General features: G+C 72.7%; 14 protein-coding genes. 5 read left to right on the top strand and 9 right to left on the bottom strand.

The features are described from left to right. Positions 1 to 29: 29 nt before the first annotated feature. The gene (locus AB0O01_RS04240) at positions 30 to 455 is read left to right on the top strand and encodes an organic hydroperoxide resistance protein (protein ID WP_365310864.1); all 426 of its coding nucleotides are present in this window, start codon (positions 30 to 32) and stop codon (positions 453 to 455) included. A gap of 76 nt (positions 456 to 531) precedes the next feature. Next, positions 532 to 1,341 carry an EI24 domain-containing protein gene (locus AB0O01_RS04235; RefSeq protein WP_365310862.1) on the top strand — a complete coding sequence of 270 codons (810 nt, stop codon included), beginning with the start codon at positions 532 to 534 and terminating at the stop codon, positions 1,339 to 1,341. 76 nt (positions 1,342 to 1,417) lie between these two features. Here AB0O01_RS04235 and AB0O01_RS04230 read toward each other — a convergent pair whose 3' ends face one another. Together AB0O01_RS04230 and AB0O01_RS04225 are read right to left on the bottom strand one after the other, a co-directional pair. Further along, positions 1,418 to 2,626, bottom strand: a complete 1,209-nt coding sequence (locus AB0O01_RS04230) for a pyroglutamyl peptidase (RefSeq protein ID WP_365311234.1) — start codon at positions 2,624 to 2,626, stop codon at positions 1,418 to 1,420. A gap of 144 nt (positions 2,627 to 2,770) precedes the next feature. Then, the gene (locus tag AB0O01_RS04225) at positions 2,771 to 3,394 is read right to left on the bottom strand and encodes a TetR/AcrR family transcriptional regulator (RefSeq protein WP_365310860.1); all 624 of its coding nucleotides are present in this window, start codon (positions 3,392 to 3,394) and stop codon (positions 2,771 to 2,773) included. Between the two features lie 114 nt (positions 3,395 to 3,508). On the opposite strand from AB0O01_RS04225, the gene AB0O01_RS04220 reads away from it, so the two are divergent. Beyond that, entirely contained in the window at positions 3,509 to 6,103 is a 2,595-nt protein-coding gene (locus tag AB0O01_RS04220; RefSeq protein WP_365310858.1) for a glycoside hydrolase family 3 C-terminal domain-containing protein, read from the top strand. Positions 6,104 to 6,190: 87 nt separating this feature from the next. On the opposite strand, the gene AB0O01_RS04215 is transcribed toward AB0O01_RS04220, so the two are convergent. Beyond that, complete coding sequence (locus AB0O01_RS04215; protein WP_365310856.1) at positions 6,191 to 7,174, bottom strand: aldose epimerase family protein; 984 nt, start codon at positions 7,172 to 7,174, stop codon at positions 6,191 to 6,193. 69 nt (positions 7,175 to 7,243) lie between these two features. Then, on the bottom strand, positions 7,244 to 8,143 hold the full coding sequence (locus tag AB0O01_RS04210) for an SGNH/GDSL hydrolase family protein (RefSeq protein WP_365311233.1): 900 nt from the start codon (positions 8,141 to 8,143) through the stop codon (positions 7,244 to 7,246). 265 nt (positions 8,144 to 8,408) lie between these two features. Here AB0O01_RS04210 and AB0O01_RS04205 point away from each other — a divergent pair, with 265 nt between their 5' ends. Continuing rightward, positions 8,409 to 8,903 (top strand): DUF3145 domain-containing protein, encoded by a 495-nt coding sequence (locus AB0O01_RS04205; RefSeq protein ID WP_365310854.1) that lies wholly within the window; start codon positions 8,409 to 8,411, stop codon positions 8,901 to 8,903. A gap of 302 nt (positions 8,904 to 9,205) precedes the next feature. Here the strand turns inward: AB0O01_RS04205 and AB0O01_RS04200 are convergent, their stop codons facing one another. The 5 genes from AB0O01_RS04200 to fasR form a co-directional block, all read right to left on the bottom strand. Beyond that, positions 9,206 to 10,480, bottom strand: coding sequence for a beta-ketoacyl-[acyl-carrier-protein] synthase family protein (locus tag AB0O01_RS04200; RefSeq protein WP_365310852.1), 1,275 nt, complete (start codon positions 10,478 to 10,480; stop codon positions 9,206 to 9,208). 92 nt (positions 10,481 to 10,572) lie between these two features. Next, entirely contained in the window at positions 10,573 to 10,821 is a 249-nt protein-coding gene (locus AB0O01_RS04195; RefSeq protein WP_212910420.1) for an acyl carrier protein, read from the bottom strand. A gap of 77 nt (positions 10,822 to 10,898) precedes the next feature. Beyond that, positions 10,899 to 11,933: a ketoacyl-ACP synthase III gene (locus AB0O01_RS04190; protein ID WP_365310850.1), complete on the bottom strand. Its 1,035-nt coding sequence runs from the start codon at positions 11,931 to 11,933 to the stop codon at positions 10,899 to 10,901. Positions 11,934 to 11,950: 17 nt separating this feature from the next. Continuing rightward, complete coding sequence (locus AB0O01_RS04185) at positions 11,951 to 12,922, bottom strand: ACP S-malonyltransferase (protein WP_365311232.1); 972 nt, start codon at positions 12,920 to 12,922, stop codon at positions 11,951 to 11,953. Positions 12,923 to 13,011: 89 nt separating this feature from the next. After that, a complete protein-coding gene (fasR, locus tag AB0O01_RS04180; protein WP_365310848.1) occupies positions 13,012 to 14,217 on the bottom strand; it encodes a fatty acid biosynthesis transcriptional regulator FasR in 1,206 nt (401 codons plus the stop codon). Between the two features lie 89 nt (positions 14,218 to 14,306). Here fasR and AB0O01_RS04175 point away from each other — a divergent pair, with 89 nt between their 5' ends. Continuing rightward, positions 14,307 to 14,957 carry a pirin family protein gene (locus AB0O01_RS04175; RefSeq protein WP_365311230.1) on the top strand — a complete coding sequence of 217 codons (651 nt, stop codon included), beginning with the start codon at positions 14,307 to 14,309 and terminating at the stop codon, positions 14,955 to 14,957. The last annotated feature ends 44 nt before the right edge of the window (positions 14,958 to 15,001 follow it).

Here is a 15,001-nt window from a genome sequence, read left to right as displayed (position 1 = left end):
CCGGGTGGACCCGAGGAGGAAGAACCCCCATGCCCCTTCAGCAGTCCGACGTCCTCTACACCGCCGTCGCCACCGCCGAGAACGGCCGGGACGGCCGGGTCGCCACCGACGACGGCAGGCTCGACCTGACCGTCAGCCCGCCCAAGGAACTCGGCGGCAGCGGCGCCGGCACCAACCCGGAGCAGCTCTTCGCCGCCGGATACAGCGCCTGCTTCCAGGGTGCCCTGGCCGTCGTCGCCCGCAGGGAGAACGCGGACGTCTCCGGCTCGACCGTCACCGCGAAGGTCGGCTTCGGCAAGAACGACGACGGCTTCGGCCTCATCGTCGACATCTCCGCCACCCTCCCCAACACGGACCCGGTCACCGCCGCCGCCCTGCTGGAGAAGGCCCACCAGGTCTGCCCCTACTCCAGGGCCACCCGCGGCAACATCACGGTCACCCTCACCCTGAACTGAGGGGCGTACGGCACCCCGGGGGGCCGCCCCCACCGGCGGCCCCCCTCCACCGTCCCGCCCTCGGTAGGCTTCCGCCATGCATGATCTTGGGGCGGGTTTCCGTTATCTCATCAAGGGCCAGCGCTGGATGGCCGGGCACGGCAGAAGCTACGGCTTCGGGCTGCTTCCGGGCCTGGTCACGCTGGTGCTCTACGCGGCGGCGCTCGTCGCCCTGGCACTGTGGGGCGAGGACTTCGTCACCTGGGCCACCCCCTTCGCCGACGACTGGGCCAGCCCCTGGCTCGGCCTCTTCCGCGGCTTTCTGACGGCCGTTCTCTTCGCGCTAGGACTGCTGCTCGCGGTCCTCACCTTCACCGCCGTCACCCTCCTCGTCGGCCAGCCCTTCTACGAGAACCTCTCCGAGCAGGTCGACCGCGATGTCTCGCCCGACGGCACGGCCCCCGAGTCCGGTCTGCCGCTCTGGCGCGAACTGTGGATCTCGGCCCGCGACAGCCTCCGCATCCTCGCCCGCGCGCTGATCTGGGCCGTCCTGCTCTTCGCCCTCGGCTTCATCCCGGTCGTCGGCCAGACCGTCGTCCCCGTCGTCGGCTTCTTCGTCACCGGCTTCTTCCTCACCGAGGAACTCGCCGCCGTCGCCCTCCAGCGCCGGGGCGTCGAACTCCGCGCCCGCCTCGCCCTGCTGCGCTCCCGCAAGCGCCTGGTCTGGGGTTTCGGCACCCCCCTCGGCCTCGCCTTCCTCGTCCCCTTCGTGGCCGTGTTCCTGATGCCGGGCGCGGTGGCGGGGGCCACCATGATGGCGCGGGACCTGCTGGGGGAGGGGTTCAAGGAGGACGGCAACGGCGAGGAGGAGGGGGAGCGGGAGACCGAGCGCACCCCCGCCCATTAACCCCCGCCCACTAACCCCCGCTCACTAACCCCGGCCCGCTGACACTCCTCCCCCCTCCCCCCTCCCCCTCCAGCCGTCAGCCCGACGCCCCCACTCCCACCCCCACGATCGCCCGCACCTGCGCCACGATGTCCCCCCGGTTCCGCACGAACTCCGGATCCGTCACCTCCGTCGTGTTCCCCGCCCCGAACTCCAGTACCGGGGTGTGCACATGCCCGCCCGGCAGGTCGGCGGCCAGGCCCAGCCGGTCCCGGAGCAGCGTCGCGCGGTAGGCGATCTCGTTGGAGAGATAGTTCCCGCCGCCGCCCGACCGCGCCACCGACCCCGGGGTCGGCCCGTCCGGGCGCACCACCGGCTGGGTCTCCCCGGCCGGTATCTCCGTCACCGAGGTGTTGTCGTACACCGGGAACCGCCCGGTCGGCGCCGCCGTGATCGCCGCGTACGGCAGGGTCGTCGACGTCCACTGCGGCTGGGAGGCCGGATCGGCGACCGGGACGATCCCCGCCGTACCGCTGTTGGTGTTGTCGCCCGTGCCGCCGCGCCAGGCGCCGTTGGTGCGCTCGATGTCGAAGCGGCCGGGACGGCCCTGGCTGACCGTCGCGAAGAGGTTCACCCGCCCCAGATACGGCCGCAGGGTCCGCTCCACCGTGCCCTCGGCGAAGTCCGCCCAGCGCACGGGGAACACCGCCGTCTCCACCCGGGCCGGACCCTCCGCCGTCTCGATCACCGTGCCGTCCAGCGCCAGCGCGCTCGCCCCGGACGGGTTGGAGATCCGGATGTCCCGGTCGAGCGTGAACGGGTCGAAGCCGGTCACCAGCACCCGCCGGGTCCCCTCACCCTTCGGGTAGCGGATGCCGTCCTGCCCGCGCGAGGTGCGCTCCAGCAGCCCCAGCAGCGCCGCCCGGCCCTCCCCGGTGAGCCCGAACCCCGGCTCCCAGGACCGTACTTCGCGGGTCATGCCGAGCCGCGCCCAGTACAGCGGCCGGTCGTCGTCCCGGCTCAGATCACCGCCTGCCGGGCCCCGACCCTGCGCCCGGTCCACGGCCCGCTCCCACAGCGCCGCCCCCGCCCGCCGGACGATCCGCTCGGCCTGCGCGTACGACCGGGCCCGCTCCAGCGCGCGGACGAACTCCGGGGCGGCGGAGTCGAATCCGGACCGCCGCAGAATCTCCTGCGGCACCGCCCGGTCCAGCCGCAGTTCCTCCACGGTCGGCGGCCGCGCCGAGGTCCCGGCGGCCGAGGCGGGCGGCGCGGGAGCGGCGAGCGAGGCGAGCGAGGCCAGCAGGACGGCGGCCAGCGCGCCGCCGCGTACAACATCCAGGGATGTCAGGGGACTTCTCAAGGGACTTGGGTCCTTCCGTCGCAGTGGGGTGCGAGGCACCGGAAGGCCGCAGTATCGCGTGACAGGAGTGACCCTGGCCATAGGGTGTTACGCCGGAGACGAGCCCTCAGAGTCCCCGGGATCGCCAGTGCCGCCGGGGTCCTCGCCCAGCAGCCGCAGGAAGTCCCGGAACGCGCCCGGCATGTCCACCGACCCCGGGTCCAGCAGCCACTGGTACTGGAGCCCGTCCATCACCGCCACCAGCAGCGGCGCGGTCCGCTCCGGCGTCAGCCCGTTCGGCAGCCGGTCGCCGTACTCGGCGCGCAGGGCCGCCGCCATCGCCGCCCGGACCCGGGCGTAGCGCTCGGTGAACCAGTCGCGCGCCGGATGGCCCTCGGTGACGCTCTCGCCGAGCAGCGCGGAGAAGGTCTGGATGATGCCGGGGCGCATCGCGTTGTAGTCGACCAGCGAGGTCAGCAGGTCCAGCCGCCAGCGGGTGTCCGGCAGCGCGTCCCACTGGTCCCGCTCCTGGAGCACGGCGACCAGCAGCGCGTCCTTGGTCGGGTAGTAGTGCAGCAGCCCCTGCTGGGTGAGCCCCACCCGCTCGGCGACGGCGGCCAGGCTGGCGCCCCGGTAACCGCGCTCGGCGATCACCTCCAGGGCCGCCCGGACGATCTCCGCCCGCCGCTCCTCGCTCCTGACCCTGGCGCTCATCCCCTCACCGTACGGCATGAGCATGATGGCAAAAGAGGGAAATGTAACGGCCGGATAACGAAACCTACCGACCTACAGGCATTGGGTGCACGATGAAGGGAGAGCCGCACGCCACGACGAGGAGGCAGCCCCATGACGACGACCCCGGGAAATCCGACCACCCTCATCCCCACCCCCACCCCCACCCCCACTGGGCACGGGCCGGACGCGGCCCGGGAAGCCGTCGTGAGCGCCGCCCTGGCCGCCCTCGATCTGGACGCCAAGACCCGGCTGCTCGCCGGTCAGGACATGTGGCGGCTGCCCGCGCTCCCGGAGATCGGCCTCGCCCCGCTGGTGATGTCGGACGGGCCGATCGGGGTTCGGGGCCGCCGTTGGAGCGCCGACGACCCGTCCGTCGCCCTGCCCTCCCCGACCGCGCTCGCCGCCACCTGGGACCCGGACCTCGCCGAGCGGGCCGGGGTACTGCTCGCCCAGGAGGCCCGCCGCAAGGGCGTCCATGTGCTGCTCGCCCCGACGGTCAATCTGCACCGCTCACCGCTCGGCGGACGCCACTTCGAGGCATACAGCGAGGACCCCTGCCTCACCGGCCGGATCGGCACCGGATACGTCCGGGGCGTGCAGTCCGGCGGGGTCGGCACCACCGTCAAGCACTTCGTCGCCAACGACGCCGAGACCGACCGCTTCACCGTGGACAACCGGATCGGGGAGCGCGCCCTGCGCGAGCTGTACCTCGCCCCGTTCGAGGCGATCGTCGAGAACGCCCACCCCTGGGGCATCATGACCGCCTACAACTCCGTCAACGGCCCGACCATGACTGAACACCGGTACCTGGTCAACGAGGTGCTCCGGGGCGCATGGGGCTTCGACGGCGCCAATGTCTCCGACTGGACGGCCGCCCGCGACACCGCCGCCGCCCTCACCGGCGGCCTGGACATCGCCATGCCCGGCCCGAACACGGTCTACGGTCCCGCCCTCGCCCGGGCGGTGCGCGACGGGGCCGTGGCGGAGGCCGCCGTCGACACCGCCGTCCGCAACGTCCTGCGGCTCGCCGCCCGCGTCGGGATCCTGGACGGCGCCGAACCCGCCGTCACCGACCTCCCCGCTCCGGTCGACGGCGAGGCCCTGGCCCGCGAGATCGCCCACCGCTCCTTCGTCCTGCTCCGCAACGAGCCGATCCGCCCCACCGCCCCGCCCGCTCCCGCAGGGCCGACCACCCCCACCGGCCCCGCGAGCCCCACCCCCGACATCCCCGACATCCCCACCGCCCCCGTTCTCCCACTGATCCCCGGCACCACCACCGTCGCCCTCTCCGGTGCCGCCGCCCGCGACGCCCGGATCCTGGGCGGCGGCTCCGCGACCGTCTTCCCGGCCCGGACCGTCTCCCCGCTCGACGGCCTCACCGCCGCCCTCCCCGAGGGCGCCCTCACCTACAGCATCGGCGCCGACCCCAGCACCGAGATGGCCGTCGCCGACCGCGGCTTCACCCTCCGCACGGTCTGCCGGGACGCCGACGGCGAGATCCTCGGCACCGCCTCCGCACCCAGCGGCCACCTCCAGTGGATGGACGGCGACCTCCCCGGCGGCGTCACCCACGACCGCCTCCACACCGTCGAACTCACCGGCACCTACACCCCCCGCGCCTCCGGCACCCACACCTTCGGCATCCGGGGCGCGGGCGCCTTCACCCTCACCCTCGGCGGCCGGACCCACTTCGACGCCCTCCAGGCCCCCGCCGAGGGCGACCCCTTCGAGGCGCTCTTCGGCCCCCCGGTGCCCCGCGCGGAGGTGGACCTCATCGCGGGCGAACCCGTCGAGGTCTCCCTCACCCAGGTCGTCGCCCTGCCCGCGGACCTCCCCCTCAGGATCATCACCTTCTCCCTCACCCACCAGGAACCCCGGCGCGACCCCGACGCCCTGATCGCCGAGGCCGTCGAGGCGGCCCGTGCCGCGGACACCGCCGTCGTCGTGGTCGCCACCACCGACCGGGTGGAGTCCGAGGGCTTCGACCGCACCGATCTCGCCCTGCCCGGCCGCCAGGACGACCTGGTCCGCGCGGTCGCCGCCGCCAACCCCCGCACGGTGGTCGTCGTCAACGCCGGGTCCCCGGTCGACATGCCCTGGCACGACGATGTCGCCGCCGTGCTGCTCACCTGGTTCCCCGGCCAGGAGGGCGGGGCCGCCCTCGCCGACGTCCTCACCGGCGCCGAGGAACCCGGCGGACGCCTCCCCACCACCTGGGGCACCCTCGCCGACGCCCCCGTCACCGAGGTCACCCCCACCGACGGCGTCCTCGACTACCGCGAGGGCGTCTTCATCGGCTACCGCGCCTGGGAGCGCGCCGGCCGCACCCCCCTCCACCCCTTCGGCCACGGCCTCGGCTACACCACCTGGGCCCACGAGTCGATCGAGGCGCACGCCGACGGCCCGACCGTCACCGTCACCGTCCGCCTCCGCAACACCGGCGACCGCCCCGGCCGCGAGACCGTCCAGCTCTACCTCGCCCCCACCACCCCCGACCCCGACCGCCCGGCCCGCTGGCTGGCCGGTTTCGCCTCCGTCGAGGCCGCCCCCGGCGAGAGCACCGAAGCCGTGATCGAACTACCCCACCGCGCTTTCGAGATCTGGCACGAACCGACCGCCTCCTGGTCGTTTGTGAAGGGTTCGTACGAGATCCAGGCCGGTCGTTCGATCACCGACCGCGCGCTCACGGTGACGACTACTGTCTGATCGAGGGCGATTCGTCCCGCTGCTGAGCCCCGGCCCGGAACCTGACACCCGGACCGGGGCTCACTCGCGCCCCCGTGCTCCAAGCGCTCACCGCGCGCCGAACCCGTAGACCGTCTCCGAGCGGTACACCTCGCCCGGCCGCAGCACGGTGTCCGGGAACTCCGGCCGGTTCGGCGAGTCCGGGAAGTGCTGGGTCTCCAGGGCGATCCCGGCGCCCGGCGCGAACGGCTCACCGAGGTGGTCGGCGGAGTAGAGCTGGATGCCGGGCTCGGTCGTCGCCACCGTCAGATACCGCCCGGACCCCGGGTCGGACAGCTCCGCGACCTCCACCGGCCCGGCGGTCACGCCCTTGTCGAGGACGAGATTGTGGTCGTACCCCGACCCGACCGGGCGGCGCGTACGGAAGTCGAAGCGGGTGCCCTCCACCGGGGCCACGCCGGTCGGGATCTCATCGGCGCCCACCGGCAGATAGCGCGAGGCGGCGACCCGCAGCACCTGCTCGCGGGTGCTCCCCGCCCCGCCGGTCAGATCGAAGTAGCTGTGCTGGGTGAGATTCACCGGCGTCGGCGCGTCCGTCACCGCCTCGTACCGCACCCGCAGCGCCCCCGCCGGGTCCAGCGCGTAGGTCACCGCGACCTCCAGACGGCCCGGATAGCCCTCCTCGCCGTGCGGGCTGACCCGGCTGAGCCGCACCCCGTGCGCCAGCGGCTCGCCGTCCCACACCCGCTTGTCGAAGCCCCGCTCCCCGCCGTGCAGCGCGTTCCCGCCGTGATTGCGGGCCAGGGCGTACGTCAGCCCGTCCAGCGGGAAGCGGCCACCGGCGATCCGGTTGGCGTACCGGCCCACCAGCGCCCCGAAGTACGGTCCCGGATGCGACAGATACCCGTCGAGATCCGCGAACCCCAGTACCACCCCCGCCCCCGCCCTCGCCCCCGTCCCCGCCCCGCCCGGCACCTCCACCGACTGCACGATCCCGCCGTACGACAGCACCCGCACCCGGACGCCCGCCCGCTCGAAGGTCCAGCGCCGCACCCGCGTGCCGTCGGGCAGGGTGCCGAAGTGTTCGCTCATGATCAAAACCCTAGAGCCTGCCACCCCTCCCGGTGGCGCTCAGCGCTTCTCGGTGCTTCTCAGGTCTTCTCAGCGCTTCTCGGCGGTGACGGCCCGGTAGGCGATCTCGGCCAGCCGCGCCTGGCCGTCCTTGCTGGGATGGAACCAGTCCCAGTGACTGAGCTGATCCGTACCGAACTCGTAGTCGAACACCGCGCCCCCGTCGAACCGGCAGCGCTCGTCCTCCTCGCACACCTCCCGCAGCACGTCGTTGTAGTCCTCGACCCGCTCCTGCACGGTCTGGCGGCGGTCCGTCGCCGCCGCGTCCAGCGCGTCCGCGTCCCCCAGCATCGACGGGCAGATGCCCAGCTTCCACACCTGCTTGCCCAGCGGGTTCATCCGCCCCTCCGACCACAGCCGCAGCAGATCCGGCACGCTCGCCACATACAACTGCGCCTTCGGCGCCCCCCGCCGCAGCGCCGCCACCGCGTCCTCGAACCCCTGCCGGAACTCCGCCACCGGTGTCATCGCCCGCACCGACGCCCGGCAGGCGTCGTTCGCCCCCGCCATCACCGTCACCAACTCCGGGTCGCGGGTCGCCGCCTGGGCCATCTGGCCGGGCAGATCCGCCATCCGGGCGCCCGTCTCCGCATAGTTCCAACTGTGCGAGGCCGCCCGCGCGCCGCCCAGCAGCCGTACGGCCAGTGACTCGACCTCCGGGCTGCTCCCGGTCGCCCACGACACCTCCGGGCAGTCCGACAGGACCGTACAGGCGTCGAAACCACGGGTGATCGAATCCCCGACCGCCGCCACCGACTCCGGGCTGACATCCCACTCGGGTGTCGGCCGCGGCGCGGGCTGCGCCTTCTTCTCCACCTCCGGAGAGCCGTCCCCGCCCACGGCGTCGCACCCGGCCACCGAGACGACGACCGCCGCCACCGCGGCGCACAGGGACAACGGCCCCGAACGCCACCGCACACCCCGACCGATCCCCACAAAGCCCTCCTCGCGCGGTCACCGTCCCCATCTCATAAGAACGCGCGAGGGTTCCCGGTACCTGACACGGACCGCCATCCGCTCGCCATCCGCCCGCACAGGCGTCCTGCCGGGTGAATGGCGACGGTTTCCCGGCACCCCGACCGACGGTACGTCACACTCCTTGCGCCGCCGCACGGTAGCCTCGCCATCAAACGTGGCTGCCGGCCACCACCGCTCAGCCGCCGCACATATTGTCCCGCTCAGCCCGGAGGTCCCGGTGACGACACGTGGAGTTCTGTACGTGCACTCCGCTCCGCGCGCGATGTGCCCCCATGTCGAGTGGGCCATCGCCGGAGTGCTGGGCACGCGCGTCAGCCTCGACTGGATCCGGCAGCCCGCCGCACCCGGCACCTGGCGCTCCGAGTTCTCCTGGAAGGGCCAGGTCGGTACGGCCTCCAAGCTCGCCTCGGCGCTGCGCGGCTGGCAGCTCCTGCGCTTCGAGGTCACCGCCGAGCCCTGCGCCACCGCCGAGGGCGAGCGCTATAGCTGCACTCCCGACCTGGGCATCTTCCACGCGGTCACGGGGATCCACGGGGACATCCTGATCCCCGAGGACCGGCTGCGCGCGGCGCTCCAGCGCAGCCAGCGGGAGGGGACGGACCTCCAGTCCGACATCGCCCGCCTGCTGGGCAAGCCGTGGGACGACGAACTGGAGCCGTTCCGCTACGCGGGGGAGGGGGCGCCGGTGCGGTGGCTCCACCAAGTGGTGTAGCCCTGCCGGGCGGGTCGCTGTGTCGGGTGCGGGCGGGTGGGGGCTGGTCGCGGAGTTCCCCGCGCCCCTAGGAGGGGGTGGCAGGGCTCGCTCGTCGGGTGCGGCCCGGCGGCCCCTCTCCGCGCAGTTCCCCGCGCCCCTAAAGGCCCTCCAGGGCAGCGCCGCTGCTTTTAGGGGCGCGGGGAACTGCGCGACCAACCCCCACCGAGCCGCACCCGGCAGAGCAACCCGCGCCACCCCGAAACCCCGAACGGCCCGAACCCCTCAGGGGCTCGGGCCGAATGACAGGTGAACCGGCGGAGCTACACCGTGCGGAAAGCCAGCACCACGTTGTGCCCCCCGAACCCGAACGAATCGTTCAGCGCCGCGATCCGCCCCTCCACCGGCAGCTTCCGGGCCTCCCCCCGCACCACATCCGCGTTGGCCTCCGCCTCCGGATCGATGTTGTCCACATTGATCGTCGGCGGAGCCACCCGGTGGTACAGCGCGAGCACCGTCGCCACGGTCTCGATCCCGCCCGCGCCGCCCAGCAGATGCCCGGTCATGGACTTGGTCGCGGACACCGCGAAGTGGTCCACCTCGTCCCCGAACACCTTCCGCAGCGCCTTCAGCTCGGCCACATCACCGGCCGGCGTCGACGTCGCGTGGGCGTTGACGTGCATGATCTCCGCCGGGTCCAGGTCGGTCCGGTCCAGCAGGTTGCGCAGGGCCTGGGAGATCCCGCGCCCCTCCGGCTCGGGCTGCACGATGTCGTGGGCGTCGGCCGAGATGCCCTGGCCGACCGCCTCCGCGTACACCCGCGCCCCGCGCGCGGCGGCGTGCTCGGCGGACTCCAGGACGATCACGCCCGCGCCCTCACCGAGCACGAAGCCGTCCCGGTCGACGTCGTAGGGACGCGACGCGCCCTGCGGGTTCTCGTTGTTCTTGGACATCGCCATCATGTTGCCGAACGCGGCGATCGGCAGCGGGTGGATCGCCGCCTCCGTCCCGCCGGCCACCACGATGTCGGCGCGGCCGGTGCGGATCATCTCGATGCCGTAGCCGATGGCCTCGGCGCCGGAGGCGCACGCGGAGACCGGGGTGTGCACCCCGGCACGCGCGCCGACGGCCAGCCCGACGTTCGCCGACGGGCCGTTCGGCATCAGCATGGGCACGGTGTGCGGGGAGACCCGCCGGACGCCCTTCTCCTTCAGTACGTCGTACTGGTCGAGCAGCGTCGTCACGCCCCCGATGCCGGAGGCGATCACCGCGCCGAGCCGGTCGGGGTCCACGACCCCGCCGTCCTCTCCGGCCTTGGCCGTGAACCCGGCGTCGGCCCATGCCTCCCGGGCCGCGATCAGCGCGAACTGCGCCGAGCGGTCCAGCCGGCGGGCCTGCGGCCGGGGAATGATCTCGGTGGGCTCCACGGCCACCGGCGCGGCGATCCGCACCGCCTGGTCGGCGGCCCAGTCCTGGTCGAGGGTCTTGACGCCGGAGCGGCCGGCGACGAGACCCTCCCAGGTCGAGGCTGCGTCGCCACCCAGCGGTGTGGTTGCGCCGATACCGGTGACGACCACGGTGCGATTGGTCGGGCTCACGGGAAACTCTCTCTCCACAAAAACGGATACAAGGGTCGGCGGCGCCACCGCCGGGTGGCGGGGCGGGCCGGACCAAGCCGGCCCGGCCGGACTCAGGACTGGTGCTTGAGGATGTAGTCGGTGGCGTCACCGACGGTCTTGAGGTTCTTGACGTCGTCGTCGGGGATCTTGACGTCGAAGCGCTCCTCGGCGGCGACGACGACCTCGACCATGGACAGCGAGTCGACGTCCAGGTCGTCGGTGAAGGACTTGTCCAACTGGACGTCCTCGACCGGGATCCCGGCGATCTCGTTCACGATCTCCGCGAGACCGGCGACGATCTCTTCCTGGGTGGCGGCCATTGTGGCGCTCCTTCGTTTCTTCTCAGAGGGTGTGGCGGTGCGCTCCCCGCCGGACAGCATGATCCGGCACGGAGTGCCTAGGGGAGGGTAACGACAGAGGCGGCGTAGACGAGACCCGCCCCGAATCCGATGACGAGCGCGGTGTCGCCGCTCTTCGCCTCACCGGTCGCCAGGAGCCGCTCCATGGCGAGCGGGATCGAGGCGGCCGAGGTGTTGCCGGTGGTACGGACATCACGGGCGACCGTGACCGTCTCCGGCAGTTTGAGGGTCTTGACCATCGAGTCGATGATCCGCTCGTTGGCCTGGTGCGGGATGAAGACGTCCAGTTCGTTGGCGCCGATCCCGGCCGCGTCCAGCGCCTGCTGGGCGACCTTCGCCATCTCGAACACGGCCCAGCGGAAGACGGCCTGACCCTCCTGGGTGATGGCCGGGAACTTCACGTTCCCCTGGCTGTCCACCGGGAGGCCGGAGACATCGCCGCCGACCCGGTACTCGTCCCAGGGCACGGTCTGCTTGATGGTGTCCGACTTGTCGCCCTCGGAGCCCCACACGGTCGGGCCGATGGCCGGTTCCGCGGACGGGCCCACGACGATCGCCCCGGCGCCGTCACCGAACAGGAAGGCCGTCGCCCGGTCCTCCAGATCGGTCAGGTCGCTGAGCCGCTCCACGCCGATGACCAGGACGTACTCCGCGGACCCCTCGACCACCAGGCTCTTGGCCAGGGTCAGCCCGTAGCCGAAGCCCGCGCAACCGGCCGAGATGTCGAACGCGGCGGCCTTGTCGGTGCCCAGCTTGTCGGCGATCTCGGTCGCCACGGCCGGGGTCTGCTTGAAGTGCGAGACGGTCGAGACGACGACCGCGCCGATCTGCCCGGCGGTGATCCCGGCGTCGGCGATGGCCTTGCCGGACGCCTCGATCGACATCGCGGCCACGGTCTCCTCGGCGTTCGCCCAGTGCCGGCTCTCGATGCCGGAGCGGGACCGGATCCACTCGTCGGAGGAGTCGATCTTCTCCAGGATCACCTCGTTGGGCACCACCCGGACCGGCCGGTAGCCACCGACCCCGAGGATGCGCGCGTACGGGGAGCCCTTGCTTGGTTTGATCTTCGACATGGCCCGGAGGGCTCCTTTCAGGCGCCCGCCGCGTCGGCGGCAGAAGAGTCGGCGGCAGAAGAGGACGTCTCAGCGGTCTCGGCGATGAGCTGACGGGCGGCGTCGAGGTCGGCGGGGGTCTTCAGGGCGAGGGTCCGGACGCCGGGCAGCGCGCGCTTGGCGAGGCCGGTCAGGGTGCCACCGGGGCACACCTCCAGCAGCGCGGTCACCCCCAGCTCCTTGAAGGTCTCCATGCACAGATCCCAGCGCACCGGGTTGGCGACCTGGCCCACCAGCCGCTCCAGCACCTCGGTGCCGGTGGCGACGGTCCGCCCGTCCTTGTTGGAGACATAGGTGACCGCGGGATCGGCCGGGGTGAGACCGGCGGCGGCCGAGGCCAGCGCCTCCACGGCCGGGGCCATGTGGGCGGTGTGGAAGGCACCGGCCACCTTGAGCGCGATGACCTTGCGGACACCCTCGGGCTTGTCCTCGGCGAGCGCCGCGAGCTGCTCCAGGGTGCCGGCGGCGACGATCTGTCCGGCGCCGTTGACGTTCGCCGGGGTCAGACCGAGCCGCTCCAGATGCTTCACCGACACCTCGGGATCACCCCCGAGCAGCGCCGACATCCCGGTCCCGGTCACCGCGGCGGCCTCGGCCATCGCCAGCCCCCGGGTCCGTACGAGACGCAGCGCGGCGGTGTCGTCCAGCACACCGGCGAAGGCGGCTGCGGTGATCTCGCCGACGCTGTGACCGGCGACGGCACCGGGGCGCACCGCGGCGATGTCACCGAGTGCCGCGGCGGACAGCAGACCGGCGGCGACCAGCAGCGGCTGCGCCACGGCGGTGTCCCGGATCTCGTCCGCGTCGGCGTGCGTGCCGTAGTGGGCGAGGTCGAGGCCGATGGCGTCCGACCACGCGGCGACACGGTCGGCGGCGCCGGGCAGTTCGAGCCAGGGGGTCAGGAAGCCGGGCGCCTGGGCGCCCTGGCCGGGAGCGACGAGTACGAGCACACTCACACTCTCTCTTGGGGACGGGCAACGCCGCCCGTGGGGACAGGGACGAAGAACGACAGGGGGTTTTGTGGAAGGCCGACAAAACCCTAGGGCTGAAGATCTCCATCGGCCAGCCGCCCCAGGATCAGCGCGATCCGCAAAGTGAACGCAGATCGTACATCCGACGGCGACCAACCGGTGACGTCCGTCACACGTCGAAGCCGGTAGCGCACGGTGTTGGGGTGCACGAACAGCATGCGGGCGGCGCCTTCGAGGCTGCTCGCCTGTTCGAGATAGACCGAGAGGGTCTCCAGCAGCGCCGAGCCGGCCTCTTCGAGTGGTCTGTAGATCTCCTCCACCAGTTGCTCACGGGCGCTGGGATCGCCCGCGATGGCGCGCTCCGGCAGCAGATCGTCCGCGAGCACCGGGCGCGGCGCGTCCTGCCAGGCGGTGCACGCCTTCAGCCCCGCCGCGGCGGCCTGCGCCGACCGGGTCGCGGCCAGCAGATCGGGTACGACGGGCCCGGCCACGACCGGCCCGGCCGCGTACGGTCCGATCAGGGACTTCGCGACCGCCAGCGGATTGTCGCTGCCGCCCGCGATCACCACCAGACGGTCGCCGAGGACCCCGGTGAGGACCTGGAGCTTGGCGTGCCGGGCGGCCCGGCGGATCGCCTCCACGGTCAGTTCGGAGTCCCCGTCGGGCGCGGTGCCCAGCACCACGCACACATGCTCCGGCGAGTTCCAGCCGAGCGCCGCCGCCCGCGACACGGCCCCTTCGTCGGCCTCGCCGCTCAGCACGGCGTTGACCACCAGCGACTCCAGCCGCGCGTCCCAGGCACCGCGTGCCTCGGCGGCCTGGGCGTAGACCTGCGCGGTGGCGAAGGCGATCTCCCGGGCGTAGACGAGCAGCGCCTCCCGCAGCACCCCCTCGTCCCCCGGGGCCGCCACCTCGTCGATCGCGGACTCCATCACCTCGATCGTGGTCCGCACCATCTCCACCGTCTGGCGCAGGGTGATCGCCCGGGTCAGCTCGCGGGGCGCGGTGCCGAACACATCCGTGGAGATCGCCTGGGGCGCGTCCGGGCGCCGGAACCACTCGGTGAACGCGGCGATACCGGCCTGGGCGACCAGCCCGATCCAGGAACGGTTCTCCGGTGGCATCGCCCGGTACCACGGCAGCGTCTCGTCCATGCGCGCGATGGCCTGGGCGGCGAGGTTTCCGGAGGACTTCTCCAGCCGCTTCAGGGTCGCGGAGTGGGGGTGGACTTCGGGCGCGGGCACGTCGTTCCTGCCGGTCTCGGGTTCGGGCACGGCACAAGACTGCCCTATCCGGATGCCTCGGTCGCCTTCGGGGCGCTTTATGCCGGTGCGGCGCCGCCGGGTCTACGGTGGTGGGCGTGATGGACGTACGGCGCGCCGAGCGGCGCTACCCCGGGGGCGAGGCCGGCGCCGGCATCGACACCCGCCACGCCTTCTCCTTCGGCCCGCACTACGACCCGGACAACCTCCGGTTCGGCGCGCTGATCGCCTGCAACGAGGAGCGGCTCGCCCCGGGCGCGGGCTTCGCCGAGCACCCGCACAGCCACACCGAGATCGTCACCTGGGTGGTGGAGGGCGAGCTGACCCACCGCGACTCGGCGGGGCACGAGACGGTGATCCGGCCCGGGGACGTCCAGCGGCTCAGCGCCGCGTCGGGCGTCCGCCATGTGGAGCGCAACGCGGGTCCCCGGGGGCTGGTCTTCCTCCAGATGTGGCTGGCGCCCCTGACGCCGGGCGGGGATCCGTCCTACGAGGTGGTCCGGGGCATCGCGGACGCGACGCCGTACGCCGTGCCGGAGGCGGGGGCGATGCTGCACGTCCGGCGGCTGGGGGCGGGGGAGCGGACGGCGGTTCCCGACGCGGGGCGGGTGTATGTCCATGTGGTGCGGGGTGAGGTGGGGATCGGGGCGGAGGTGCTGTCCCCCGGGGACTCGGTGCGCATCGGGGATGCGGTGGGGGTGACGGGGGTGGGGGTGACTCCGTCGGAGCTGTTGGTGTGGGAGATGAGGTGAGGGTGCTTCGTTGTCTGCGGGTGCGTGGTGGCTGGTCGCGCAGT

Source organism: Streptomyces sp. NPDC093252, from assembly GCF_040683675.1.
GTDB lineage: Bacteria > Actinomycetota > Actinomycetes > Streptomycetales > Streptomycetaceae > Streptomyces.
The sequence above is the reverse complement of the archived record's forward strand: the minus strand, read 5'-3'. Positions and strand labels throughout refer to the sequence as shown.